We start from the raw sequence: 26,363 nt of genomic DNA, 5'->3' as shown, positions 1-26,363 counted from the left end.
TCTCCTCTGTCGTACGTACGGTCGGTGTGGTGCGCAGGTCGGTGTCGTGCGTACGCTCAGCGCAGACCGCGCCGCCGCTCGTCGTTCGTCCGGGCCACTTCGTCGTTGATGGTGAAGAGGCTGACGATCGTCCCGATGCCCAGCCATCCGGCGGTCAGTAGGTAGCCGACGCCCTTGCCGATCTTGCCGATGTAGAAGTACTGCAGCCCGGCGACTCCGAAGAACCCGACCGCGGTGAGCAGGATCGCCAGCGCGGAGTCCCGCGGCGCCGACGTCGGCACCGGATAGCCCGCCTGCCCCGCCGGATAGGGGTATCCGGCGCCCGGGTAGGGCGGATACCCCGATCGTTCGGGCTGCCGGCCCGGCGAGGGATAGCCCTGCGTCTCGGCCGGATAGGGCGGCGCCGCTTCCACCGGACCGGGCGCCGGAGATACCGCCGGCGCGGTGGGCGCCGAGGGCCCGGGGGCCGTCGGCCCGGCCGGGGCAGCCTCGCCGTAGATCGCCCGGTAGAACGCGTCGTACGTCGGCCGGTCGCCGGTCTTCATGGGGTCGTACGTCGAGGGGGCGTACGTCACCGGTTCCCCGGCGGTCGCCCGGTACGTCTGCCGGTCCGAGGAGGACGTCGGCGGCGTGGCGGCCCCGGAGCCCTGGGATGACCAGTCACCGGGCCGGATGAACCCCGACGGTCGGGCGGACGCAGTCGGCGATCGGGGCGCCCGGGAGGGCGTGGGGGAGGACCCCGGCACCTCCGTCGAGGCCTCCGGTCGTGCCGGCTCCGGGGGCCGCGGAGCCGGCGCGGGGTGTTCGACTCGAGCGGGCTGTCCCGGCGGTGCGGGCTGGTCCGATCGCGTGAACTGCTCCGGCTGTGCGGCCTGGTCCGGTCGTTCCGCGGGGAGGTCAGGCCCGGTCTCCGGTGAGGTCATGTTGTCATGCTCCCACCGTCCGAGGCCTGCCGACACCCGCCGTGCTCGGACGACGCAAAACAGCCCGCCCTCGCGGCCGGGTCGTGGCTCGAGGCGGCCGGGATCGGCCGTGTCGGCGGGTGCCAGGTGAGGCGTCCTCCACCACGAATCCGGCCGCAACGAGCAGCCGCTCCACGTCGTCTCCGGGCAGCAGTCCGGTGGCAGAGCAGAAGGGGCTGCTCTCGTCCAGGTCGGCTACTGGATCCGGGTCAGTTCGAGGGTGTTCCGGTCCTTCTTCGTGCCGGTGGTGGTCCTGCTGCCGGTCATGGTGGCGTTCCTGGTGGTGCCGACCGGGTGGATGACGCGATCCGTTGGCAGTCGGGTTGCGCGAGTGCTAACCCCCGACTAACGTTCCGGTTAGCACTCTCCTTCGGAGTGTGCCAAAGGTCAGGGACGGCACCCGCGACGACGCCCCTGCCACTCAACAGACACTGAAACATCGAGACATGTGAAAGGGGTTTGACGTGGCAGTCACGATCAAGCCGCTCGAGGACCGCGTCCTCGTCCAGCCGCTGGAAGCCGAGACCACCACCGCTTCGGGTCTGGTCATCCCGGACACCGCCAAGGAGAAGCCGCAGGAGGGCACCGTCCTCGCGATCGGCCCGGGCCGCATCGACGACAAGGGCCAGCGCGTCCCGATGGATGTCGCCGAGGGCGACACCGTCATCTACTCCAAGTACGGCGGCACCGAGGTCAAGTACAACGGCAAGGACCTGCTGCTCCTCAACGCCCGCGACATCCTCGCGGTCGTCTCCAAGTGACCCGCTGAGGAGACGCATTCATGGCAAAGCTGCTGCAGTTCGATGAGGAGGCCCGCCGCTCGCTCGAGCGTGGCGTCGACATCCTCGCCAACACCGTCAAGGTGACCCTCGGCCCCAAGGGCCGTTACGTCGTCCTCGACAAGAAGTGGGGCGCCCCCACCATCACCAACGACGGCGTGACCGTCGCCCGTGAGGTCGAGCTCGAGGATCCGTACGAGAACCTCGGCGCCCAGCTCGCCAAGGAGGTCGCCACCAAGACCAACGACGTCGCTGGTGACGGCACCACGACGGCGACCGTGCTCGCGCAGGCCATGGTCCACGAGGGCCTGCGGGCCGTCGCGGCCGGGTCCAACCCGATCGAGCTCAAGCGCGGCATCGACAAGGCCGTGGGCTTCGTCGTCGACAAGCTGGCCGAGCAGGCCCGCCAGGTCGAGACCACCGAGGACATGGCCTCGGTCGCCACGATCTCCTCGCGTGACGAGCAGATCGGCGCGCTGATCGCCGACGCGTTCGACAAGGTCGGCAAGGACGGCGTGATCACCGTCGACGAGTCGCAGACCTTCGGCACCGAGCTCGAGTTCACCGAGGGCATGCAGTTCGACAAGGGCTACCTGTCCCCGTACATGGTGACCGACACCGAGCGCATGGAAGCCGTGCTGGAGAACCCGTACATCCTCCTGCACTCCGGCAAGATCTCCTCGATGAACGACCTGCTCCCGCTGCTGGAGAAGGTCATCGGCGCCGGCGGCACCCTGTTCATCGTGGCCGAGGACGTCGACGGCGAGGCGCTGTCGACCCTGGTCGTGAACAAGATCCGCGGCACCTTCACCTCGGTCGCCGTCAAGGCCCCGGCCTTCGGCGACCGTCGCAAGGCGATGCTGCAGGACATGGCGATCCTCACCGGCGGCCAGGTCGTCGCCCCCGAGGTCGGCCTCAAGCTCGACCAGGTCGGCCTGGACGTGCTCGGTCGCGCTCGTCGGATCGTCGTCACCAAGGACGACACCACGATCGTCGACGGTGCCGGTGACGCTGCCGAGGTCGAGGGCCGGGTGGCCCAGCTGCAGGCCGAGATCCAGCACACCGATTCCGACTGGGACCGCGAGAAGCTCCAGGAGCGGGTCGCGAAGCTGGCCGGCGGCGTGTGCGTGATCAAGGTCGGCGCCGCCACCGAGGTGGAGCTCAAGGAGACCAAGCACCGCATCGAGGACGCCGTCTCCGCGACGCGCGCCGCGATCGAGGAGGGCATCGTCGCCGGCGGTGGCGCTGCGCTCATCCACGCCTCCAAGGTGCTGGCGGAGCTCGACCTCGAGGGTGACGAGAAGGTCGGCGCGGAGATCATCCGACGCTCGGTCGCCGAGCCGCTGCGCTGGATCGCCGAGAACGGTGGCGAGCAGGGCTACGTCATCACCACCAAGGTTGCCGAGCTGGGCCCGAACGAGGGTTACAACGCGGCCACCGGCGTGTACGGCGACCTGATCGCCCAGGGCGTCATCGACCCGGTCAAGGTCACCCGGTCCGCGCTGACCAACGCCGCGTCGATCGCCTCGCTGCTGCTCACCACCGAGACCCTGGTGGTGGAGAAGCCGGCCGAGGACGCCGCCGCCGCGGAGTGATCGATTCGCCTCGGGCGACGTACGACGCCGCGTGAGGCACTGCGTCCTGACGCAACAGAACGGGGGTCCCATCCGGGGCCCCCGTTCTGCGTGTCTTGCCGCGATCGGTTCGCCCGCCGCGTCCGTTTCCCGCGTCCCGCTAGATGCACCCGGTCGTACGCATTCGTTCGTGGCCGCCCACGAACGAATGCGTACGACGGGGTGCATCTGGGTGCATGCCCTGCCGGCCGCGTGGCCTACTGTTCTTGGGGCACCTGGAGACGCACCGTCGGCGTACGGTCCTCCGAGAGCAACGCCTCCGCGAAGTCGACCGTCACCTGCAATGCCTCGGCGATCTCCTCGACGCCGGCCCCGTCGGTGCGCTGGGCCCGGGCGACCTCCGCCAACCGGTCCAGCGCCGCGGCGCACGCCTCGAGAGTGCGGACCATCTGGGTGCCGGCGGTGATCAGTGCCGTACGTCCTGCGGCGGAGAGTCCCGATTCCATGGTCCCCACAGTAGGGTCCCGCGCAGCACCGTGCTCCGGCATCGCAGCACCGCGGAACCCGGCGTCGCAGGACGGCGGGACCCGCGTCGCAGCACCGCGGACCCGGCGTCGCAGCACCGCGGACCCCGGCGTCGCAGGACGGCGGGACCCGCGTCGCAGCACCGCGGACCCGGCGTCGCAGCACCGCGGACCCCGGCGCGGCATCATCGCCGCAGGACGACGCGCCGGCCGTAGAGTGAGGGGCATGCCAGAGTCCCCGTCGCCGTTCGACCAGCCCGAAGCGGTCTCGCGCCCCGAGAAGATCCTCGTGTTCCTGCACGACATGGCCGACACGCCGCTGACCTGGCAGGACCAGGTCGGTGCGTTGCCGGAGGGCTGGCGCCCGCTGACGCCGTGGCTGCGGGGCATGAAGCCGATCGACAAGGAGGTCTTCGACCTCCAGGCGGCCGCCGATGCGCTCAGCGTGATCCCGCTGGAGTACGGCGTCGAGTCGGTGGCGCTGGTCGGCGAGGGGCTGGGCGGCACTGTCGCGCTGCGCTGTGCCGCGGACAGCCCGTCGATGGTCCGCGGTCTGGTGCTGGTCAATCCGCTGGTGGCCCCGGGCGGGCGGGAACTGCGGCGGCAGCGTACGGCGCTGCGGCTCGTCCCGCGGGCTCGGCTGGCCGCCCAGAATCTCGACAAGGACCGGCTGCTGGCGGCGATGGACATGCTCGCCACCCTCGACCTCGGCGACGCGACCGACCACGTCACCTGCCCGGTGCTGATCCTGCACGCCGACGACAGGGCGTCTCGGCACGCCGCCGAGGAACTCGCCTCCCGGCTGCCGAACGCGACGTTCCGGGCAGTCGCCGGCGGACCCCGTCCCCACCAGGACGATCCGCAGGCCTTCAACGACCTCGTCGCGGAGTTCGTCACCTCGCTGGATGACATCGCGGCGGACGATCTCCCTCCGGAGTTCCCCGGCGACCTGTTCGACGGCCCTACGGCCTGACCCGATGACCACCCGGAGCGTACGGAGCACCCGGACCGCTCCGCCGCCTGACACCCGGAGCACCCGATGACCATCCTGAGTGCCGGCCTGCTGCCGTGGGCCGGGAGCGCCGACGACCTGCACGTCTTCCTCGTCCACATGGGCGGCCCGTTCTGGGCGCACAAGGACGCCGCCGCCTGGTCGATCGCCAAGGGGATCCGTGACGCCGACGAGGAGCCGTTGGCCGCCGCTCGCCGGGAGTTCGCGGAGGAGGTCGGGGTGCCCGCGCCGGCCGGTGAGGTGGTCGATCTGGGCACCGTACGCAGCGGGGCCAAGGTGATCCAGGCGTACGCCGTCGAGGCAGATCCCGGCCTGGCGTTCCGTTCCAGCAACACCTTCACCCTGGAATGGCCGCCGCACAGCGGGCGGCTGCAGGACTTCCCGGAAGCCGACCGTGCCGCGTGGTTCCCGGTCACCGAGGCGGGCGACCGGATCGTACGCTCCCAACTCCCGTTCCTGGATCGCCTCCGTGAGGCGTTGGCGAGCGGCTGAGCCTGTTCGAGCGGCCGGGGCGTTTCCCCTAGGGGTTTAGCATGGAGGGGCGCCGCGCGGCGGACGGCGCCTCGGCAACCCCAGCGAAAGGCTCATAGTGTCGGATTTCGGCGATCTGGTCACGTCACAGGTTCCCAGCCCGTTCGGGGTGCTCGGTCTCACGTTCGATGACGTGCTGCTCCAGCCGAACGAATCCGATGTGATCCCCTCCGAGGTGGACACCACCTCTCGCCTCACGAAGAACATCTCGCTCAAGGTGCCGCTGATCAGCGCCGCCATGGATACCGTGACCGAGACCAGGATGGCCGTTGCGATGGCCCGCGAGGGTGGCATCGGCATCCTGCACCGCAACCTCTCCATCGCCGACCAGGCCGGCATGGTCGACCAGGTGAAGCGCTCCGAGGCCGGCATGGTGGACGAGCCGATCACCATCTCCCCGGACGCCACCCTGAAGGACGTCGACGAGATCTGCGCCCACTTCCGCATCTCCGGGGTGCCGGTCGTCGAGGGTGACATGAAGCTCGTCGGCATCATCACCAACCGCGACATGCGCTTCGAGTCGGACTCGAGCCGCAAGGTGTCCGAGGTGATGACGAAGATGCCGCTGGTCACCGGCCACGTCGGCATCTCGAACGACGAAGCGCTCGCCCTGCTGGCGAAGCACAAGATCGAGAAGCTCCCGCTGGTCGACGCGGACTGCCGGCTCACCGGCCTGATCACGCTGAAGGACTTCGTGAAGTCCGACCAATACCCCAACGCCACCAAGGACCCCCAGGGCCGGCTCCGTGTCGGCGCCGGCATCGGCATCTTCGGCGATGCGTGGGAACGCGGCATGTCGCTGATCGAGGAGGGTGTCGACGTCATCGTCGTGGACACCGCCCACGGCCACTCCCGCTCCGAGATCGAGATCATCAAGCGCCTCAAGAAGGAGAAGCGCGCCGAGGGCGTCGACATCATCGGCGGCAACATCGCGACGTACGAGGGCGCGAAGGCCCTGGTCGAGGCCGGCGTCGACGGCATCAAGGTCGGCGTCGGGCCGGGCTCGATCTGCACCACCCGTGTCGTGTCCGGCGTCGGGGTCCCGCAGATCACCGCGATCTACGACGCCGCCCGCGCGGCCCGCCCCGCCGGTGTTCCGGTGATCGGCGACGGTGGCCTGCAGTACTCCGGTGACATCGCCAAGGCACTGGTGGCCGGCGCCGACACCGTGATGCTCGGCTCGCTGCTGGCCGGGTGTGCCGAGGCCCCCGGCGACCTGATCTTCCTCAACGGCAAGCAGTTCAAGAGCTACCGGGGGATGGGCTCCCTCGGCGCGATGGCCACCCGTGGACGCAAGGCCTCGTACTCCAAGGACCGCTACTTCCAGAACGACGTCGCTACCGACGACAAGCTGATCCCCGAGGGCATCGAGGGGCAGGTGCCCTACAAGGGTCCGCTTGCGGCGGTCGCCTACCAGCTCATCGGCGGCCTGCACCAGTCGATGTTCTACTCGGGTGCCCGTACGATCCCCGAACTGCACGCCAAGGGCCGTTTCGTACGGATCACCAGCGCCGGCCTGCGCGAGTCCCACCCGCACGACATCCAGATGACCGTCGAGGCACCGAACTACTCGGGCCACGAGAAGTGACGTCCTGACACCCAGCGGCGTACGTCCGCAGCCGTCGCGGGCCGGTTCGCCCGCGGTCCACACCGGGGGACGTGGCGTCCCTCGGCTCGAGGAGGAGAAGTCATGTTCGACATCGGTCGGAGCAAGCGTGCAGCGTCGGCGTTCGCCCTGGACGACATCGCGATCGTCCCGCAGCGACGTACGCGCGGCATCGAGGAGGTGGACCTCACCTGGAAGATCGACGCGGTGAGCTTCGACTTCCCGCTGATCGCCGCGCCGATGGACTCCATCATGTCGCCGCAGACCGCGATCGAGGTGGGCCGGCTGGGCGGCCTGGGAGTGCTGAACCTGGAGGGCCTGTGGACCCGCTACCAGGATCCGCAGCCGCTGTTGGAGGAGCTCGGGGGCATCGCGGATCCGACGGCGGCCACCCGCCGACTGCAGGAGATCTATGCCGAACCGATCAAGCCGGCACTGATCCGGGAGCGGATGGCGGAGGTGCGGGACGCTGGGGTGCCGGTGGCGGGATCGCTGTCCCCGCAGAACACCGCCGAGTTCGCCGATGATGTCGTTGCGTCCGGGCCGGACTTCTTCGTCATCCGTGGCACGGTCGTCTCGGCCGAGCACGTGTCGAGCCGGCGTGAACCGCTGAACCTGAAGAAGTTCATCTACGAGCTGGACGTGCCGGTGATCGTCGGCGGATGTGCCACCTACCAGAGCGCGCTGCACCTGATGCGGTCCGGCGCCGCCGGCGTGCTGGTCGGCTTCGGTGGTGCGGCGACCCACGCCACCCGCCGGGTGCTGGGCATCGAGGTGCCGATGGCCACGGCGATCTCGGATGTCGCGGAGGCCCGTCGGGACTACCTGGACGAGTCGGGTGGCCGCTACGTCCACGTGATCGCGGACGGGGCTGTCGGACGCTCGGGTGACATCGCCAAGGCGATCGCCGTCGGCGCGGACGCCGTGATGGTCGGCGCCCCGCTGGCGTCGGCCGAGGAGGCACCGGGACGTGGGTACCACTGGGGCGCCGAGGCCTGGCACGGGGAACTTCCCCGTGGCGAACGCGTCCACTTCCCGACGGTCGGCTCGCTGCGCGAGATCCTGGTCGGCCCGTCGCACACCGCGGATGGCACGATGAACCTCGTCGGTGCGTTGAAGCGCTCGCTGGCCACCACCGGCTACACCGAGGTGAAGGAGTTCCAGCGGGTCGAGGTCGTGCTGCACCGCCTCTGATCCGCACCGCGTCTGATCCTCCCGTGGGCCGTCCGTCACGTACGTACGGCGTCCGTGACGCCTCGGACTCCTGACCGTTCCGTCACGTACGTCTCCCGGCCGCTGGTCTTGTCGGTACGGGAGACGACTCCGGGCATCCCTGTGGTCCGGCACCCGAGATGGATCGGGGGCCGGACCACAGGAGCGTGCGGGGCGTACGACGTGCTGTGGTGCCGCCGGACCAGTCCGGCCAGTCCGTTGGCCTCAGGTCGCCGCTGCTGGGCAGAGAGAAGGACGATAGAAGTCGCGGGAGGGCGCCTGAAGGACGGCGATGACCCGGTCGGTCGGTTTGACGTTCTTGTTCTGTGCGGGTAGTGTTCGTCGAGCCCTGTTGGGAGCGGGTCCTTGTGAGAGGGGTCGTGAACCGGGGTCTTCGCCTTCCACTTCGGTCTTTGGGTTGGGGTGGGGTCTGCTCTTGTGGGTTTGGTCGGTTGTGCCGGCTGGGTTCGGGGGCGGGGGGAGGGGGTGTCGGCCGGATTTGACTCCGGCGAGGCTCCTCTCTATGGTGGGGGAGTTGCTTTTCGCGGGAAATGCTCGGAAGGGTGTTTTCGGATTAGTGGCTTGTGTGTTTTGGAATGTTTCCGGACTGTCTTTTTGGGCGTGTTTGGATGGGTTTCGGAATGCTGGTGAGGGAGATGTTCGGATTTGACTCCGGATGATGAACTCATTAAAGTAGTACGAGTCGCCGGGCCGGGAAACCGGAATGGTGATCTTGATTATCAGGGATGGTAATCAAGGCTCGGAGATCTGAGGAAGTCGGATTTGACTTCACGAAGATCGATGAGTAAAGTAAATCTGGTCGCCCTGAGCGGCTCCGGTTCGTCCGGGGTGGTGAGGTGTGTGTCCGATGTTTGAGAACTCAACAGTGTGCTTTGTTTAGTCAATGCCAAATGACATCACTTTTTTGTGGTGCCCCGGGCCTCGATGTTTATTGGGGTCTGGAATTTCTTTGAGATGTTGATTGACCAGTTTATGTCTGGTATGTCGGGTCTCTTTTCATTGTGACGCTTTTCGCCCCTCTTTTGTGGGGTGTGGCGATATTTTTTCGATGGAGAGTTTGATCCTGGCTCAGGACGAACGCTGGCGGCGTGCTTAACACATGCAAGTCGAACGGTAAGGCCCTTCGGGGTACACGAGTGGCGAACGGGTGAGTAACACGTGAGTAACCTGCCCTTTACTTTGGGATAACTTCCAGAAATGGTGGCTAATACCGGATATGACTCTTGCCTGCATGGGTGGGGGTGGAAAGCTCCGGCGGTGGGGGATGGACTCGCGGCCTATCAGCTTGTTGGTGAGGTAGTGGCTCACCAAGGCTTCGACGGGTAGCCGGCCTGAGAGGGTGACCGGCCACATTGGGACTGAGATACGGCCCAGACTCCTACGGGAGGCAGCAGTGGGGAATATTGCGCAATGGGCGGAAGCCTGACGCAGCAACGCCGCGTGCGGGATGACGGCCTTCGGGTTGTAAACCGCTTTCAGCAGGGACGAAGCTTTTGTGACGGTACCTGCAGAAGAAGCACCGGCCAACTACGTGCCAGCAGCCGCGGTGATACGTAGGGTGCGAGCGTTGTCCGGAATTATTGGGCGTAAAGAGCTTGTAGGCGGTTTGTCGCGTCGAAAGTGAAAACTCGGGCCTTAATCCTGAGCTTGCTTTCGATACGGGCTGACTAGAGGAAGGTAGGGGAGAATGGAATTCCTGGTGGAGCGGTGGAATGCGCAGATATCAGGAGGAACACCAGTGGCGAAGGCGGTTCTCTGGACCTTTCCTGACGCTGAGAAGCGAAAGCGTGGGGAGCAAACAGGCTTAGATACCCTGGTAGTCCACGCCGTAAACGGTGGGCACTAGGTGTGGGTCACATTCCACGTGATCCGTGCCGTAGCTAACGCATTAAGTGCCCCGCCTGGGGAGTACGGCCGCAAGGCTAAAACTCAAAGGAATTGACGGGGGCCCGCACAAGCGGCGGAGCATGCGGATTAATTCGATGCAACGCGAAGAACCTTACCTGGGTTTGACATATGCCGGAAAGCTGCAGAGATGTGGCCTCCCTTTGGGCCGGTTTACAGGTGGTGCATGGCTGTCGTCAGCTCGTGTCGTGAGATGTTGGGTTAAGTCCCGCAACGAGCGCAACCCTTGTCCTATGTTGCCAGCAATTCGGTTGGGGACTCATAGGAGACTGCCGGGGTCAACTCGGAGGAAGGTGGGGATGACGTCAAGTCATCATGCCCCTTATGTCCAGGGCTTCACGCATGCTACAATGGCCGGTACAAAGAGCTGCGAGCCTGTGAGGGTGAGCGAATCTCAAAAAGCCGGTCTCAGTTCGGATTGGGGTCTGCAACTCGACCCCATGAAGTCGGAGTCGCTAGTAATCGCAGATCAGCAACGCTGCGGTGAATACGTTCCCGGGCCTTGTACACACCGCCCGTCAAGTCATGAAAGTCGGCAACACCCGAAGCCGGCGGCCCAACCCTGTGGGGAGGGAGTCGTCGAAGGTGGGGCTGGTAATTAGGACTAAGTCGTAACAAGGTAGCCGTACCGGAAGGTGCGGCTGGATCACCTCCTTTCTAAGGAGCCCAAAACAAGACGCTCGTAATGCTTCGGCCTGTTGGTTGGGGGTTGTGGGTGGTTTGCCGGTCGGATCGGTCGCTGTTGTGGTGGCCGGCGGGTGCCGGTGGGTTTTCTGGGTGGAACATTGACTGCCTCTGGTCGTCTCGCGGTTGTCGTGGGGCGGGTGGGGGTCACTGGATTGTTGTCTGGTGGGTGGGGTGCACTGTTGGGTCCTGAGACCTCGGCCATGCGTGACGTGTGGTGCTGTCGTCGGGCTTCTCCTCGTGTGGGGGTGTCTGGTGGTGGTGGGTCTTTGACGGGATCACGGCTGATCAGGGATGGTTGGTTGTGGTGTTGTTTGTGTTTTGAGAACTTCATAGTGGACGCGAGCATCTTTGTAGATTTTTTCTTGATATTTGTGTTGGGAAAGCTACTAAGGGCGATCGGTGGATGCCTTGGCACCAAGAGCCGATGAAGGACGTTGTAACCTGCGATAAGCCCCGGGGAGTTGGTAAACGAGCTGTGATCCGGGGATGTCCGAATAGGGAAACCTTGAATGTCTCCAGTCATGTGGAGCGACCTCTACCTGAATGTATAGGGTAGTTGGAGGGAACGTGGGGAAGTGAAACATCTCAGTACCCATAGGAAGAGAAAACAATAGTGATTCCGTAAGTAGTGGCGAGCGAACGCGGATGAGGCCAAACTGCGTGTGTGTGATAGCTGACAGGTGTTGCATGCGTGGGGTTGTGGGGCTCGACTTGATCTGGCTGTTGACGGGTCGTGGAGTCAGAAATGTGTGGTGAAGTCGAAGGATTCTGGGAAGGTCCGGCAGAGCAGGTAATACCCCTGTAGACGTAAACTGCGCACTCCATTGTCGGGTTCCCAAGTAGCACGGGACTCCTGGAATTTCGTGTGAATCTGGCGGGACCACCCGCTAAGCCTGAATACTCCTTGGTGACCGATAGCGGATCAGTACCGTGAGGGAATGGTGAAAAGTACCCCGGGAGGGGAGTGAAATAGTACCTGAAACCGGTCGCCTACAAGCCGTCGGAGCCCGTGAGGGTGACGGCGTGCCTATTGAAAAATGAGCCTGCGAGTTAGTGGTGTGTGGCGAGGTTAACCCGTGTGGGGTAGTCGTAGCGAAAGCGAGTCCGATAAGGGCGTTGAGTCGCATGCTCTAGACCCGAAGCGTAGTGATCTATCCATGGCCAGGTTGAAGCGTCGGTAAGACGTCGTGGAGGACCGAACCCACCTAGGTTGAAAACTGGGGGGATGAGCTGTGGATAGGGGTGAAAGGCCAATCAAACTACGTGATAGCTGGTTCTCCCCGAAATGCATTTAGGTGCAGCGTCACGTGTTTCTTCCCGGAGGTAGAGCACTGGATGGTCTAGGGGGCCTACAAGCTTACCGAAATCAGCCAAACTCCGAATGCCGGTGAAGCCAGAGCGTGGCAGTGAGACAGTGGGGGATAAGCTTCATTGTCGAGAGGGAAACAGCCCAGATCATCAGCTAAGGCCCCTAAGCGGCTACTGAGTGGAAAAGGATGTGGAGTTGCGGTGACAACCAGGAGGTTGGCTTGGAAGCAGCCACCCTTGAAAGAGTGCGTAATAGCTCACTGGTCAAGTGATTCTGCGCCGACAATTCAGCGGGGCTAAGTAGTCCGCCGAAGCTGTGGCATTCAATTTTTGTTGGATGGGTAGGGGAGCGTCGTGCACGTGGTGAAGCAGCCGGGTGACCGTGTTGTGGAGTGTGTGCGAGTGAGAATGCAGGCATGAGTAGCGAATGACGGGTGAGAAACCCGTCCGCCGAATATCCAAGGGTTCCAGGGTCAAGCTAATCTGCCCTGGGTAAGTCGGGACCTAAGGCGAGGCCGACAGGCGTAGTCGATGGACAACGGGTTGATATTCCCGTACCGGTGTAATGGCGACCATGCTGAGGCGCGCGATGCTGAGCACGGAAGCTGCATCTGTGGGCCCTTCGGGGTTCTGGGTGTGGTGACTCTGCGACCCAGACGTGTAGTAGGCAAGCTACGGAGTGACGCAGGAAGGTAGCCCATCCTGGGCGGTGGTTGTCCCAGGGTAAAGGTGTAGGACGGGGTGTAGGTAAATCCGTGCCCTGTGTGTCTGAGACCTGATGCCACTGTCACCTTCGGGTGGTGGTGTGGGTGATCCTCTGCTGCCGAGAAAAGCTTCGTGAGCGATGTCATGAGCCGCCCGTACCCTAAACCGACACAGGTGGATGAGTAGAGAATACTAAGGCGATCGAGAGAATCGTGGTTAAGGAACTCGGCAAAATACCCCCGTAACTTCGGGATAAGGGGGGCCGGATGCGTGAACACTTTACGTGGTGAGCGTTGATGGCCGCAGAGACCAGGCCCAAGCGACTGTTTATCAAAAACACAGGTCCGTGCGAAGTCGTAAGACGATGTATACGGACTGACTCCTGCCCGGTGCTGGAAGGTTAAGGGGACGTGTCAACTTCGGTGAAGCACTGAACTTAAGCCCCAGTAAACGGCGGTGGTAACTATAACCATCCTAAGGTAGCGAAATTCCTTGTCGGGTAAGTTCCGACCTGCACGAATGGAGTAACGACTCGGGCACTGTCTCAACCACGAACTCGGTGAAATTGCAATACGAGTAAAGATGCTCGTTACGCGCAGCAGGACGGAAAGACCCCGGGACCTTTACTATAGTTTGGTATTGGTGATCGGTACAGCTTGTGTAGGATAGGTGGGAGACGTTGAAGCAGTCACGCCAGTGGTTGTGGAGTCATTGTTGAAATACCACTCTGGTTGTTCTGGTTATCTAACCTCGGACCATGATCTGGTTCAGGGACAGTGCCTGATGGGTAGTTTGACTGGGGCGGTCGCCTCCCAAAGAGTAACGGAGGCGCCCAAAGGTTCCCTCAGCCTGGTTGGCAATCAGGTGTCGAGTGTAAGTGCACAAGGGAGCTTGACTGTGAGACCGACGGGTCGAGCAGGGACGAAAGTCGGGACTAGTGATCTGACGGTGGCGTGTGGAAGCGCCGTCACTCAACGGATAAAAGGTACCCCGGGGATAACAGGCTGATCTTGCCCGAGCGTCCATAGCGACGGCATGGTTTGGCACCTCGATGTCGGCTCGTCGCATCCTGGGGCTGGAGTCGGTCCCAAGGGTTGGGCTGTTCGCCCATTAAAGCGGCACGCGAGCTGGGTTCAGAACGTCGTGAGACAGTTCGGTCCCTATCCGCTGTGCGCGTAGGAGTCTTGAGAAGGGCTGTCCTTAGTACGAGAGGACCGGGACGGACCAACCTCTGGTGTGCCAGTTGTCCTGCCAAGGGCATGGCTGGTTGGCTACGTTGGGAAGTGATAACCGCTGAAAGCATCTAAGCGGGAAGCACGCTTCAAGATGAGGACTCCCACTGTTTTGGTAAGGCCCCCAGTAGACGACTGGGTTGATAGGTCGGATGTGGAAGCCTAGTAATGGGTGGAGCTGACCGATACTAATAGGCCGAGGGCTTACCCAAACACACAAGAAACTATTCTGCTGAGTATGTTCGCGTCCACTATGTTGTTCCCGGAACACAAACACGGTTCCCGAACCCCACCCCGGCCCGTCTGGGCGGGTGGGGGACAGTTGAATAGTGTTGTTGCTGTTTCGACAGTGTTACGGTGATCATGGCGGAAGGGAAATACCCGGTCACATTCCGAACCCGGAAGTCAAGCCTTCCAGCGCCGATGGTACTGCACACGGGAGTGTGTGGGAGACTAGGACATCGCCGGACAACACACACCACCCCCAGGGTGGCGTGACAGAGCGGGCCGACACCCTGAACAGGGTGCCGGCCCGCTCTGCAATTGCGCCCCGCAATGGTGGCGGCGCCTGAGGATAATGCCCAGGCACGACCTGTCGACCGCCCGGCAGACAGCCTGGGAACGTGATCGAGTAGGTAAACGTCCGCGTGCACGGAGAGGCCTCGTGCCGGGACACGCTCGCATCCCACGGCCTGAGTATCGTCCGCGTGCACGGGGGAGCCTCGTGCACGCCGTTCGGACGCACCGGCCGCGAACTGGCCCGGCTGGTGGGCGGCCGGGCCAGTGTCGTCAGCGTTCGACGATGACGGCGGCCAGCTCTCCGACCTCGAGCTCGGTCGATGACGTGTTCGACATCGGCAACACCCCCGACCGGCCCAACGCCGTCCACGACAACTGCCAGTGATGCGTCGCGGTGATCGTGTAAACACCCGGCTCCGTATAGACATGTGAACCGCCCCGGCATGTCCGGAGACTCCGAACCTTGGGAAGGTTGGAGTCATGGCAGGGAACACGTCGAAGAGGTATCCGGCTGAGCTGAAGGCCAGGGCGGTGAGGATGTATGCCGAGATCAGGCCGGATCAGGACACCGATTGGGGTGCGATGGCCCGGGTCGCGGAGCTGCTGGGGATCTCCACGGCCGAGACGGTGCGTAAGTGGGTGCGGCAGGCCGAGGTCGACCAGGGCGCCCGGCCGGGGGTCACGTCGGAGGAGTCGGCCGAGGTCAAGCGGTTGAAGCGGGAGAACGCCGAGTTGCGGCGGGCGAACGCGATCCTGAAGGCGGCGTCGGCTTTCTTCGCGGCCGAGCTCGACCGGCCCGGGCAGTGATCGTGGACTTCATCCGCGAGCACGCCGACCACCAGCCCGCCACCGGTGGGTTGCGATGGGGGGTAGAGCCGATCTGTGCCGTGTTGTCCGAGCATGGTGTGAAGATCGCCCCGTCGACCTACTACGAGTGGCGCGACCGGCTGCCCTCCAAGCGCGAGCAGCGCGACGAGGTGCTGCTGGCACATATCCGGCGGATCCATGCCGACAACTTCGGGGTGTACGGACCCCGCAAGGTGTGGCTGGCGCTGAACCGGGAAGGCATACCCGTCGCCCGCTGCACCATCGAGCGGCTGATGCGCCAGGCGGGGCTGGCCGGGGTGGTCCGCGGCAAGGTGAAACGGACAACGATCGCCGGGATCGGGCCCAAGCCGGCCGACCTGGTGAATCGCAACTTCGAGCCGCTCGCGCCGAACCGGTTGTGGGTCGCCGACTTCACCTACGTGTCGACCTGGGCCGGCTGGACCTACGTGGCGTTCGTCGTCGACGCCTACGCCCGCCGGATTATCGGCTGGCGGGCCGCTACCACGATGACCGCCGACCTCGTCCTCGACGCGGTCGAGCAGGCCATCTGGGTGCGTGAGCGGGAGGACCGTGCCGACTTCACCGCCCTGGTCGCCCACCACGACCACGGCAGCCAATACCTCTCCCTGGCCCACAGCCAACGCCTCGCCGACGCCGGCATCACCCCCTCAGCCGGCGCCGTCGGATCGAGCTACGACAACGCCCTGGCCGAGAGCATCAACGGGATGTACAAGACCGAGGTCATTCGCCGGCAGGGACCCTGGAGGGACGTGAACGCCGTCGAGATCGCCACCGCAAAGTGGGTCGACTGGTACAACCACCGCCGCCTCAACGAGTACTGCGGAGACATGCCACCGGTCGTTCTCGAGCAGGCCCACTACGCTCAACAACAACCCTCAGCAGCAAGCTGAGGAGTCAAACCAGCGAGTCTCCGGACATGCCGGGGCGGTTCAATGCCCACACGTCGGCGACGGAGACCCCGGCGGCCGCGCCCCCGCCACCCACGGCGTCGACACCCCACACGTCACCGTCGTCCCATCCCCCATCTCGAACGACGACGACTGATGACGAGCAACCATCTCCAACGTCACCCCATCCAGAGTGACCGTCTGACTCGTCGTGCTGTCACCCTCCCACCACAACCACACCGGAAACCCCACCGCCAGCATGTTCCACTCATTCAACGACGGATCCGGCCCCACCCGCACCACCTGACCCGGCAACCGCAACATCGCCGACGCCTCCCGAGCCACAACAGCTAAGTCGGCCGGCGGCGCTGCCCGATATCGTGTCGGCGGTGCCAGCCGAGCGAATGGCAGATGCGGATCAGGAGGATTGACGACTAGCACTCCCTTTCCACTGGTCTGATCCAAACCCAAAATACGCTTGTATCGAATGAGGCGCTCCTCAGAATTCACCTCACTCACAGGTTGCTTTCGTATGGACGTTGATTCACTACTTTGACCATCCATCCGAGATTCAACACGAACACGCCCGTTCGCCGAGCCCTGGTCTGGCCTTACTTCAACACTAGAAAAGTCCGTAAAACCGCCCGGGGACGCGTTTGCATACGTAGGTGAAGAACCAGCCATCAATAGAATGACCCCGACAGCGATTCCTTGAATTACCCGCATCGAGACACCTCGACATCGGCACCATTGACCAACATCCACCCACTGGCCGAGCGCTCAGCAACAATCTCGAGCGCCCCCAGCTGACCACGCGCAACAACGGTGCCCTCGGCATCAACTACTTCTATGCGGCGGCCATCCTCGCAAGCAAGGAAGGTGACCCGATCCGCATCAACTGAAAGCTTTTCCAGTCTCAGGATCTCCAGAGGACCCGAAGCTCGCCGGCCAGCAAAATACCCCGACGAGATAAATTCCGCAACAGTATCGAGATAGTCACCAGAAGCATACTTCTCCATCGTCGGCGTAGGCGTCGGACTCCCGCCTGCCAGAATCAGCCGGTTCCGCTCCTTGGTGAACTCCTGATACACGAAGACCGCGTCTTCGTACGCCTCGGCCTCCTCAGCCTGCGACGCAGCCAACTCCGGCGTGCACGGAGCGCCCGCTGGATCCGGCGTACACGAATACGTCGGCGTCGGACTCGGCGCCACGCCAGGACCACCGCCACAACCGGCCAACAAGCCGGCCGCACCGACCATCATCCACGCCACCACGGACCCGCAGACACGTCTCGACGCCACGTCTCATCCCCTTCGACTCGCGTTCCGCACAGCCTGTCGTACAGACGGGCCACAACAAGCCGCGGAAACGACTTATCCACAGGGATGAGAGCCACCTCACGTCAACCCACAGGCGACCAGTCGACCAGCCACGGGACGCCCCTCGGTCCGGTCCGCACTGAGGCGACAGGCGAATCCCGCAGGCGGGATCTACTGCGACTGCCAGGAGCACCCGATGGTGTCTTCGAGGGCCGACAGGTGCGTCACATCGGCATACGCCGCGCGTTCAGTCAACCGCGGCCCGCCGACGCGCCGCGGTTGACTGAAACGGCGGCGGCTAGCTGAAACGGCGGCGGTTGGCTGCAGCGGCAGCGACGGGCCGGGCTCTGATCACCGGCTCAGACTGGCCCTGACATGCGGCGGATTCGGGGGAGGCCGGACCAGTCGGCCACGATCGGCTGGCGGACCCAGTCGGCCACGATCGGAGACGGGGTCCGGGCGGCCACGGCGGGGACGCGGTGTCAGCCTGCCGCCGCGCGGACTGCCATGGACGCCGGGCGCCTACGCGTGGGCAACCCGCCCCCGGAGGCCCCACCGACCGTGGAGGAGCGGGAGGCAGAAGTCCATGGGTGGCGCGATCGCTCGGGTCGTTCCGGATTCGCGTGCCGTGGGCCCTCCTGCGCTAGGGTCGGGGATGTGGCACCTGAGGACGTGATGGCGGAGCTGGGGCGTCTGCGCGCGTCCATCGACAACATGGATGCTGCGCTGGTGCACCTGTTGGCGGAGCGGTTCAAGATCACCCAACAGGTCGGGGTGCTGAAGGCTGCCCACGACCTTCCTGCCGCCGATCCGCTGCGCGAAGCCGAGCAGATCCGCCGTCTGCGGGGGTTGGCAGAGGAATCCCACCTGGACCCCGAGTTCGCGGAGAAGTTCCTGGCTTTCATCGTGTCGGAGGTGGTCCGGCATCATGAGGCGATCCGGCGAGACCTTCCGCCCGAGTGCTGAGCCGTCACGGATGGTAGTGACGCGGCCGCCTTCCGGCCGGCGTGGCCGGTCATCACGGCGTGGCCGGTCCTCCCGGCGCTGAGCCGGCACTGTGGCCCAGCCGACCGACAGGCTGACCGCGCCGGGGCACGGACTGAGGTCCGTCGTTCCCACCGGTGACAACTCCGGAACGATCCCATGCCGGCAAGAGCGCTGAGGTCGTTCTTGGCCGACCGAGGCTATTTCGACTTCTTCGGAACCTCGGCGGGATTCGGCTGAGCACCGACCGTGAGTTCTGCCGCGGCACCATTCAGTTGCCTGTATCCCGGCGCGTCGGTTGTTTTTGCATGCTAGACCCTTGACATTCGCTGCGGGGATAGCGATGGTCGAGTCAGGTCTGGAGTGACGTACGCATCATTATGGCCCCTCCACTCTCGGCGTTTCCCCCGGCGCGTCCCTGTCTACAACGTTGTGGAAGGAATGGTCATGCATCAGCCCGGTTCGCCTCCCAGGCGGCCACGGCGGGCGCTGGCGACGGCCGCAGCTGTCGCGCTCGCGGCGACAATCGCGTTGAGCGGTTGCGCTTCGACGAGGGGCTCTGGCACCCCCACGCTCACCTGGTACATCAACCCCGATGACGGCGGTCAAGCGGAGATCGCCCAGCGCTGTTCGGCCGCCTCCGGCGGCGCGTACACCATCCAGACTTCCCTGCTCCCGCGTGACGCGACCTCGCAGCGCGAACAACTGGCCCGCCGCCTGGCCGCGGGCGACTCCTCACTGGACATCATGAGCCTCGATCCGCCGTTCATGCCGGAGTTGGCCGAGCCAGGCTTCCTGGCGCCGGTGCCGGCCGACGTGGCGGCGGCGTCGACAGCGAACGCCGTCGACGGGGCGGTCCAGGCAGCGACCTGGGGCGGGCGCATCACGGCAGTCCCGTTCTGGGCGAACACGCAGCTCCTGTGGTACAAGAAGTCCGTCGCCCAGCAAGCCGGGCTGGACATGAGCCAGCCGGTCACCTGGGACCAGCTGATGGCCGCGACCGAGAAGACCGGCAAGCAACTGGGCGTGCAGGGGATCCGTTCGGAGTCGATGACGGTCTGGGTGAACGCCCTGTACGAGTCGCAGGGTCAGCACATCGTCCTCAACCCGGACGCGCCGGCCGCCGATTACCAGCTCGGCCTCGACACGCCCGCCGGCAAGGAAGCCGCCCGGATCGTGTCGACCATCGGCCAGAAGGGCCTCGGTGGGCCCGGCATCACCACGCAGAACGAGAACATCACCATGGTGAACTGGCAGGGTGACCAGGGATCCTTCATGGTGAACTGGCCGTTCGTCTACGCCGCTACCCAGAGCGCGGTGGAGCAGGGCACCGTCCAGAAGTCCGTCCTCGACGACATGGGCTGGGCGCTCTACCCGCGAGTGAAGGCCGACGAGCCGACCGCGCCGCCGTACGGCGGGATCGTTCTCGGCGTCGGTTCGAAGAGCAAGCATCCCGACCTTGCCTACAAGGCGATCTCCTGCATCGTTTCGCCGGCGAACCAGGCGTACTACTTCGTCTCCAACGGCAATCCGCCGGCCGACAAGACGGCGTACGACGACCCGGCGGTCCGTGCCAAGTATCCGATGGCCGACACCATCCGTGAGTCGCTCGATCTGGCCAAGTCGCGTCCGCAGACCCCGTTCTACAACGAGATCAGCACGTCGATCCAGCAGCGGTGGACACCGCTTCCCGAGGTGACACCGACGACGCCCAAAGAGACTCAGGACTTCGTGATGGCCGTGCTGAAGGGAGAACGACTGCTATGAGCACCACAGCAACTGCCGCGTCCACCGTCCAGGCCCGACACGCCGTCGTCGAGGGGCGGCCGCCGCTGACCGCCCGCGCCCGCGGCGAACGTCGGATGGGGTGGGCACTCGCCGCCCCGGCCTTCCTCATCATGATCGCCGTCACCATCTACCCGATCCTCCAGGGCGTCTACGACTCCCTGTTCAGCTACCGGCTGACCGCGCCCGCCGAGCGCCGCTTCGTCGGGCTCGCCAACTACGGCGTGGTGCTGACCGATCCGGTCTTTTGGCGCGACTTCGGCGTCACCGTGCTGATCACTGTGGTGACCGTCGCCGTCGAGCTCGTCCTGGGCTTCTTCCTCGCCCTGGTGATGAACAACGCACTGCGCACCATCCGCGGATGGCTGCGTACGGTGATCCTCATCCCGTACGGCACCATCACCGTGGTGTCGGCCTTCGCCTGGTTCTACATGTTCGACATCAACGCCGGGTACGTGAACAAGTGGTTCGGGTGGCTGCCAGGCATCGGGCCGACGTTCGACTGGTTCGGCTCCACCGCGCCGGCCCTGTTCGTCATCATGGCCTCCGAGGTGTGGAAGACCACGCCGTTCATCTCGCTGCTGCTGTTGTCCGGTCTGGCCCAGGTGCCCACGGAACTCACCGAGGCCGCCCGGGTCGACGGGGCCACCTGGTGGGAGCGGATGAGCCGGGTCATCCTGCCGAACATGCGGGCCGCCATCATGGTGGCGGTGCTGTTCCGGGCCCTCGACGCCTTCCGCATCTTCGACAACATCTTCATCATGACCAACGGGGCGTACGGCACCGAGGCGCTGTCACTGCTCGCGTATCGGACATCCATCGGGCGCCTCGAGATCGGCCTGGGCTCCGCCGTGTCGGTGATCCTCTTCCTGAGCGTGATCCTCATCTCGGTGATCGCCATCAAGGGATTCCGGGTGGACCTCGCCGGACGAGGGGTGAAGTGACATGAACGGTCTGTCCACCAGACAGCGGGTGTTGTGGGGACTCATCGCCCTGCTCGTCCTGCTCTACACACTGTGGCCGATCTTCTCGATCCTGGTCACCTCCTTCAAGTCATCCTCCGATGTCACCTCGGGCAACTTCTGGCCCTCCGCGTGGGTCGGGGACAACTACGCGATGATCTTCGCCGGCGCCGCGCAGAGCCTGTTCCTGCCGGCCCTACGCAACTCGATCGGCATCTCGCTGATCGCGACGGCGATCGCGGTCGTCCTGGCCACGTTCTGTGCGTACGCCATCGCCCGCCTCGACTTCCCCGGCAAGCGGCTCGTCCTGAACACCGCGCTCGGGGTGTCGATCTTCCCGATCATCTCGCTGACCACACCGCTGTTCAACCTGTGGCGCCGGATCGGGTTGTACGACACCTGGCCGGGCCTGATCATCCCGTACCTGTCGCTCACCCTGCCGATCTCGATCTACACCCTCGCGGCGTACTTCCAGCAGATTCCGTGGGACCTGGAACGGGCGGCCCAGGTCGACGGCGCGACCACCTGGCAGGCCTTCCGCCGGGTAATCATCCCGCTCGCCCTGCCGGGAGTCTTCACCACCGCGATCATCGCCTTCTTCATCGCCTGGAACGACTTCGTCTACGGCATCTCGCTGACATCGACCTCGATCGCCAGACCGGTGCCCGCCGCGCTGGCCTTCTTCACCGGGGCCTCGCAGTTCGAGCAGCCGACCGGGGCCATCTCTGCCGCAGCGATCGTCGTCACCATCCCGATCGTCATCATCGTGATGCTCTTCCAGCGCCAGATCGTCTCCGGCCTGACCCAGGGCGCGGTCAAGGGCTGACGCCTGCTGTCGCTCCGGCACCGTCGGGGCCCAGCACCGGCAATGCGCCTCCACTCTCCGGGCCCTTCACACCCAAGGCCCTTCACACCCAAGGAACTGCCATGGCCCAGATATCTCTCAACAACCTCGTCAAGACGTACGACGACGGCTTCACCGCGGTCAAGGGCGTGAGCCTCGAGATCGCCGACGGCGAGTTCATGATCCTCGTCGGCCCGTCCGGGTGCGGCAAATCGACCCTGCTGCGGATGATCGTCGGCCTGGAGGACATCACCTCCGGGGACCTGCTGATCGACGGGACACGGGTCAACGAACTCCCGCCGCGCGACCGCAACCTGTCGATGGTCTTCCAGAATTATGCGCTCTACCCCCATCTCACCGTCTACGAGAACATCGCCTTCCCGCTGCGGCTCACCAAGAACAAGATCCCCGCCGAGGAACTTGACCGCCGGGTCCGCCAGGCCGCCGACATGCTCGACCTGCGCGAACACCTGGACCGCAAGCCGGCCAACCTCTCCGGTGGCCAGCGACAGCGGGTGGCGATGGGACGGGCGATCGTACGGCACGCCGATGCGTTCCTGTTCGACGAGCCGCTGTCCAACCTGGACGCCAAGCTGCGCGGCCAGATGCGCTCGCAGATCGCGCAGCTGCAGCGTCGCCTCGGCACCACCTCGGTCTACGTCACCCACGACCAGACCGAGGCGATGACGCTCGGCGACAGGGTGGCCGTGCTCAAGAAGGGTCTGCTCCAGCAGGTCGGCAGCCCCCGGGAGCTGTACGAGCAGCCGGTCAACCTGTTCGTGGCGGGCTTCATCGGCTCTCCGTCGATGAACTTCCTGCCGAGCCATGTCGAGGGCGACCGCCTCGTCACGCCGATCGGGGTGCTGACCGTGCCCGATCGGGTGCTCGCGGCGGCCCGGAGCAAGGACAACGTGATCCTGGGCGTACGCCCCGAGTTCTTCGAGGACGACGCCCTGGTGGACCCGGCGGTGCGCCCGTACGGCACCACCTTCCAGGCGACCGCCACCCACACCGAGTGGCTCGGCAACGAACAGTACGGTTACATCGACTACGAGCCGGATCCGAAGGTCGCCGCGCTGATGGCGGAACTGGCCCGCGACCTGGACCAGGACGAGATCCCGCCGACGCTGGTCGTCAGCCTGGACTCGGCCAGCACGGTCCGCGGGGGACGGCCTGCGCAGCTGTGGGTCGACACCCGCAAGGTGCACGTGTTCGACCCGACCGACGGCAGCAACCTCACCCGGGATGCGGCGGCCGGTGCCGACCTCACCGCCCGGGCGGAGGAGGAACGGGTCTCCGAGATCACCGCCGCCAAGGGCTGAGCCGGCCGCCGTCGGACCGACGGCCGACCATGCTGCGGGCCCGGGTCCGGAAGCAATCGCTTCCGGACCCGGGCCCGTTCGTTTCATCCCTCAGACGAGGCCCTCGAAGAGGACGGTGGACAGGTAGCGCTCGCCGAAGTCCGGCAGCAGGACCACGATGTTCTTGCCGGCGTTCTCCGGGCGGGCGGCCACCTTGGCCGCGGCGCTCAGTGCCGCACCCGACGAGATGCCGACGAGCAGACCCTCCTGGGTCGCCGCGCCGCGGGCGAACGTCACCGACTCCTCGGTGGTCGCGGTGAGCACCTCGTCGAGGACGTCGCGGTTGAGGATCTCCGGGACGAAGTTCGCGCCGATGCCCTGGATCTTGTGCGGTCCGGGGTGGCCTTCGGTGAGCAGCGGAGAATCGGCCGGCTCGACGCCGACGACCTTCACCTCGGGCTTGCGGGACTTCAGCACCTCGCCGACGCCGGTGATGGTGCCACCGGTGCCGATGCCCGCGACGAAGATGTCGACCGCACCGGCGGTGTCGGTCCAGATCTCCTCGGCGGTGCTCGTCCGGTGGATCTCGGGGTTGGCCGGGTTCTCGAACTGGCGGGCGAGGATGCCACCGCGCTCGGCGGCGATCTCTTCGGCCTTGGCCACGGCCCCACGCATGCCCTCCTTGCCCGGGGTCAGGACCAGCTCGGCCCCGTACCCGCGCAGCAGTGCCTTGCGCTCGTTGGACATGGTCTCGGGCATGGTCAGCACGACCTTGTAGCCACGGGCCGCGCCGACCAGGGCGAGCGCGATGCCGGTGTTGCCGGACGTCCCCTCGACGATGGTGCCGCCAGGCTGCAGCTGGCCGGAGGCCTCAGCGGCGTCGACGATGGCGACACCGATACGGTCCTTCACGGAGTTCGCGGGGTTGTAGTACTCCAGCTTCGCGAACACATGGGCGGCCGTGTCGCCGAACAGGCGATTGACACGGACGAGCGGGGTGTTGCCGAAGGCCTGGGTGACATTCTCGAAAAGCGCCATGACCAAGTCATACACCAACTTATGGTCTATATCACGTGTTGTGGGGCGTGAGGTGCCGACCTCGGGCGCCGCCGGGGGTGTCGGTGCGAGGCCCTAGACTGCCGCCTATGGCAGATCAGACAGCGAGCGGTGCTGCGGGGGCAGAGACCCACGACACCGTCATCGTCATCGACTTCGGCGCGCAGTACGCACAGCTCATCGCCCGCCGCGTCCGCGAGGCCCGGGTCTTCTCCGAGATCATGCCGCACACGGCCACCGCCGCGGAGGTCGCCGCCCGGCACCCCAGGGCGGTCATCCTGTCAGGAGGCCCGCAGTCGGTGTACGCCGAGGGAGCGCCACAGGTCGATCCGGCACTGTTCGACACCGGCATCCCCGTATTCGGCATCTGCTACGGCTACCAGGCGATCGCAGCAACACTCGGAGGTGAGGTGGCCCGGACCGGGCTGTCGGAGTTCGGACGCACCGAGACCACCGTCGTCGAGGCGGGCACCCTGCTGCGTGACCTTCCCGCCGAGTTCCGGACATGGATGAGCCACGGTGACGCCGTCCGCGAGGCACCGGCGGGATTCACCGCCCTGGCATGCACCGCCGGCGCCCCGGTCGCGGCGTTCGAGGACTTGGACCGTCGGGTCGCCGGCGTGCAGTGGCACCCCGAGGTGATGCACTCCGAACACGGCCAGCGCGTGCTCGAGCACTTCCTCTACGACATCGCCGGCTGCCGCCCCGACTGGACCCCGGCCAACATCGTCGAGGACTCGATCGCCCGGATCCGGGAGATCGTCGGCGACAAGCGCGTGCTGTGCGGCCTGTCCGGCGGCGTCGACTCCGCCGTGGCCGCCGCGCTCCTGCGACGGGCCATCGGCGACCAGCTCGTCTGTGTCTTCGTCGACCACGGCCTGCTGCGCGAGGGAGAGGCCGAACAGGTCGAGAAGGACTTCGTCGCCGCGACCGGGGTGAACCTGGTCGTCAAGCAGGTCGCTGACGTCTTCCTGCGCGAACTCGCCGGGGTGACCGATCCCGAGACCAAGCGCAAAATCATCGGCCGGGAGTTCATCCGTGCGTTCGAGGCGGCCACCCGGGAACTCAACGAGGACGAGCCCATCGAGTTCCTCGCCCAGGGCACCCTCTACCCGGACGTGGTGGAGTCCGGTGGTGGTGAGGGCGCTGCCAACATCAAGTCCCACCACAACGTCGGCGGTCTGCCCGACGACCTGCAGTTCAAGCTCATCGAGCCCCTGCGCACCCTGTTCAAGGACGAGGTCCGGGCGGTCGGCACCGAGCTCGGACTGCCCGAGGAGATGGTCTGGCGCCACCCGTTCCCCGGCCCGGGCCTGGCGATCCGGATCATCGGCGCGGTCGATGAGGAGCGGCTGGCCCTGCTGCGGCGTGCGGACGCGATCACCCGCGACGAGGTGCAGGCCGCCGGCCTCTACAACGACATCTGGCAGTTCCCGGTCGTGCTGCTCGCCGACGTACGTTCCGTGGGTGTGCAGGGCGATGGTCGTACGTACGGGCATCCCGTGGTGCTGCGCCCCGTGACGAGCGAGGACGCGATGACCGCTGACTGGGGCCGGCTGCCGTACGACCTGCTGGAGAAGATCTCCACCCGGATCACCAACGAGGTGCGCGAGATCAACCGCGTGGTCCTCGACGTGACGAGCAAGCCGCCGGGCACCATCGAGTGGGAGTGAGTCGCCACCCCGCGAGGCGGGGACGACGACGTACGGAGGGGACGGACCACGTGGTCCGTCCCCTCCGTACGTCCGGTGCTGGGATCAGGCGACATGTGCGGGACCAGGTGAACTACCCGGGACCAG

17 protein-coding genes and 3 rRNA genes are annotated in these 26,363 nt (G+C 65.4%); 16 read left to right on the top strand and 4 right to left on the bottom strand.

All coding sequences use genetic code 11. The annotated features are described in order from the left end of the window. Nucleotides 1-56 precede the first annotated feature (56 nt). Nucleotides 57-575 carry a TM2 domain-containing protein gene (locus tag R0146_RS00475; RefSeq protein ID WP_317690911.1) on the bottom strand — a complete coding sequence of 173 codons (519 nt, stop codon included), beginning with the start codon at nt 573-575 and terminating at the stop codon, nt 57-59. Between the two features lie 851 nt (nt 576-1,426). Here R0146_RS00475 and groES point away from each other — a divergent pair. Together groES and groL are read left to right on the top strand one after the other, a co-directional pair. Continuing rightward, complete coding sequence (groES, locus tag R0146_RS00470; RefSeq protein ID WP_317690910.1) at nt 1,427-1,723, top strand: co-chaperone GroES; 297 nt, start codon at nt 1,427-1,429, stop codon at nt 1,721-1,723. A 20-nt stretch (nt 1,724-1,743) separates the two neighbouring features. After that, nucleotides 1,744-3,336 (top strand): chaperonin GroEL, encoded by a 1,593-nt coding sequence (gene groL / locus R0146_RS00465; protein ID WP_317690909.1) that lies wholly within the window; start codon nt 1,744-1,746, stop codon nt 3,334-3,336. Between the two features lie 236 nt (nt 3,337-3,572). On the opposite strand, the gene R0146_RS00460 is transcribed toward groL, so the two are convergent. Continuing rightward, the gene (locus tag R0146_RS00460; RefSeq protein ID WP_317690908.1) at nt 3,573-3,821 is read right to left on the bottom strand and encodes a hypothetical protein; all 249 of its coding nucleotides are present in this window, start codon (nt 3,819-3,821) and stop codon (nt 3,573-3,575) included. A 244-nt stretch (nt 3,822-4,065) separates the two neighbouring features. Between R0146_RS00460 and R0146_RS00455 the strand changes: the two genes are divergently transcribed. From R0146_RS00455 to R0146_RS00420, 8 genes are all read left to right on the top strand, one after another. Beyond that, nucleotides 4,066-4,812 (top strand): alpha/beta fold hydrolase, encoded by a 747-nt coding sequence (locus tag R0146_RS00455; RefSeq protein ID WP_317690907.1) that lies wholly within the window; start codon nt 4,066-4,068, stop codon nt 4,810-4,812. A gap of 66 nt (nt 4,813-4,878) precedes the next feature. Beyond that, nucleotides 4,879-5,343, top strand: coding sequence for an NUDIX hydrolase (locus R0146_RS00450; protein ID WP_317690906.1), 465 nt, complete (start codon nt 4,879-4,881; stop codon nt 5,341-5,343). A 115-nt stretch (nt 5,344-5,458) separates the two neighbouring features. After that, a complete protein-coding gene (gene guaB / locus R0146_RS00445; RefSeq protein ID WP_317692310.1) occupies nt 5,459-6,970 on the top strand; it encodes an IMP dehydrogenase in 1,512 nt (503 codons plus the stop codon). A gap of 102 nt (nt 6,971-7,072) precedes the next feature. After that, on the top strand, nt 7,073-8,182 hold the full coding sequence (locus R0146_RS00440; protein WP_317690905.1) for a GuaB3 family IMP dehydrogenase-related protein: 1,110 nt from the start codon (nt 7,073-7,075) through the stop codon (nt 8,180-8,182). Nucleotides 8,183-9,266: 1,084 nt separating this feature from the next. After that, nucleotides 9,267-10,783 (top strand): 16S ribosomal RNA (locus R0146_RS00435). 406 nt (nt 10,784-11,189) lie between these two features. Beyond that, nucleotides 11,190-14,270 (top strand): 23S ribosomal RNA (locus R0146_RS00430). 141 nt (nt 14,271-14,411) lie between these two features. Further along, nucleotides 14,412-14,528 (top strand): 5S ribosomal RNA (gene rrf, locus R0146_RS00425). The 16S, 23S and 5S rRNA genes sit together here, the layout of an rRNA operon. A gap of 529 nt (nt 14,529-15,057) precedes the next feature. Next, a protein-coding gene (locus tag R0146_RS00420) for an IS3 family transposase (RefSeq protein WP_317690159.1) occupies nt 15,058-16,316 on the top strand; the annotation gives its coding sequence in 2 pieces (ribosomal slippage) (nt 15,058-15,346 and nt 15,346-16,316; 1,260 coding nt in all). 713 nt (nt 16,317-17,029) lie between these two features. On the opposite strand, the gene R0146_RS00415 is transcribed toward R0146_RS00420, so the two are convergent. Next, nucleotides 17,030-17,455, bottom strand: a complete 426-nt coding sequence (locus R0146_RS00415) for a hypothetical protein (RefSeq protein WP_317690904.1) — start codon at nt 17,453-17,455, stop codon at nt 17,030-17,032. Between the two features lie 852 nt (nt 17,456-18,307). On the opposite strand from R0146_RS00415, the gene R0146_RS00410 reads away from it, so the two are divergent. The 5 genes from R0146_RS00410 to R0146_RS00390 all read left to right on the top strand — a co-directional run bounded on the left by R0146_RS00410 (nt 18,308) and on the right by R0146_RS00390 (nt 23,529). After that, nucleotides 18,308-18,598 carry a chorismate mutase gene (locus R0146_RS00410; RefSeq protein WP_317692309.1) on the top strand — a complete coding sequence of 97 codons (291 nt, stop codon included), beginning with the start codon at nt 18,308-18,310 and terminating at the stop codon, nt 18,596-18,598. Nucleotides 18,599-19,147: 549 nt separating this feature from the next. Further along, entirely contained in the window at nt 19,148-20,383 is a 1,236-nt protein-coding gene (locus tag R0146_RS00405) for an extracellular solute-binding protein (protein WP_317690903.1), read from the top strand. Continuing rightward, nucleotides 20,380-21,345 (top strand): carbohydrate ABC transporter permease, encoded by a 966-nt coding sequence (locus tag R0146_RS00400; RefSeq protein ID WP_317690902.1) that lies wholly within the window; start codon nt 20,380-20,382, stop codon nt 21,343-21,345. The genes R0146_RS00405 and R0146_RS00400 overlap by 4 nt, the downstream gene beginning before the upstream one ends. Before the next feature lies 1 nt (nt 21,346). Continuing rightward, entirely contained in the window at nt 21,347-22,189 is an 843-nt protein-coding gene (locus tag R0146_RS00395) for a carbohydrate ABC transporter permease (RefSeq protein ID WP_317690901.1), read from the top strand. Between the two features lie 101 nt (nt 22,190-22,290). Further along, a complete protein-coding gene (locus R0146_RS00390) occupies nt 22,291-23,529 on the top strand; it encodes an ABC transporter ATP-binding protein (protein WP_317690900.1) in 1,239 nt (412 codons plus the stop codon). A gap of 90 nt (nt 23,530-23,619) precedes the next feature. Here the strand turns inward: R0146_RS00390 and cysK are convergent, their stop codons facing one another. Then, on the bottom strand, nt 23,620-24,546 hold the full coding sequence (gene cysK, locus R0146_RS00385) for a cysteine synthase A (protein ID WP_317690899.1): 927 nt from the start codon (nt 24,544-24,546) through the stop codon (nt 23,620-23,622). A 107-nt stretch (nt 24,547-24,653) separates the two neighbouring features. Here cysK and guaA point away from each other — a divergent pair, with 107 nt between their 5' ends. Next, nucleotides 24,654-26,237 (top strand): glutamine-hydrolyzing GMP synthase, encoded by a 1,584-nt coding sequence (gene guaA, locus R0146_RS00380; protein WP_317690898.1) that lies wholly within the window; start codon nt 24,654-24,656, stop codon nt 26,235-26,237. The last annotated feature ends 126 nt before the right edge of the window (nt 26,238-26,363 follow it).

Origin of the sequence: Raineyella sp. LH-20, from assembly GCF_033110965.1 — a bacterium.
Classification (GTDB): domain Bacteria; phylum Actinomycetota; class Actinomycetes; order Propionibacteriales; family Propionibacteriaceae; genus Raineyella.
This window is presented reverse-complemented; position numbering and strand designations above follow the sequence as displayed.

Excerpts from the sequence above, each read along its gene's own strand:
- R0146_RS00460 (WP_317690908.1), bottom strand. The coding sequence starts at position 3,821 with ATGGAATCGGGACTCTCCGCCGCAGGACGTACGGCACTGATCACCGCC.
- R0146_RS00440 (WP_317690905.1), top strand. The coding sequence starts at position 7,073 with ATGTTCGACATCGGTCGGAGCAAGCGTGCAGCGTCGGCGTTCGCCCTG.
- R0146_RS00400 (WP_317690902.1), top strand. The coding sequence starts at position 20,380 with ATGAGCACCACAGCAACTGCCGCGTCCACCGTCCAGGCCCGACACGCC.
- R0146_RS00450 (WP_317690906.1), top strand. The coding sequence starts at position 4,879 with ATGACCATCCTGAGTGCCGGCCTGCTGCCGTGGGCCGGGAGCGCCGAC.
- guaA (WP_317690898.1), top strand. The coding sequence starts at position 24,654 with ATGGCAGATCAGACAGCGAGCGGTGCTGCGGGGGCAGAGACCCACGAC.
- R0146_RS00455 (WP_317690907.1), top strand. The coding sequence starts at position 4,066 with ATGCCAGAGTCCCCGTCGCCGTTCGACCAGCCCGAAGCGGTCTCGCGC.
- R0146_RS00390 (WP_317690900.1), top strand. The coding sequence starts at position 22,291 with ATGGCCCAGATATCTCTCAACAACCTCGTCAAGACGTACGACGACGGC.
- groL (WP_317690909.1), top strand. The coding sequence starts at position 1,744 with ATGGCAAAGCTGCTGCAGTTCGATGAGGAGGCCCGCCGCTCGCTCGAG.
- cysK (WP_317690899.1), bottom strand. The coding sequence starts at position 24,546 with ATGGCGCTTTTCGAGAATGTCACCCAGGCCTTCGGCAACACCCCGCTC.
- R0146_RS00395 (WP_317690901.1), top strand. The coding sequence starts at position 21,347 with ATGAACGGTCTGTCCACCAGACAGCGGGTGTTGTGGGGACTCATCGCC.
- R0146_RS00410 (WP_317692309.1), top strand. The coding sequence starts at position 18,308 with ATGGCGGAGCTGGGGCGTCTGCGCGCGTCCATCGACAACATGGATGCT.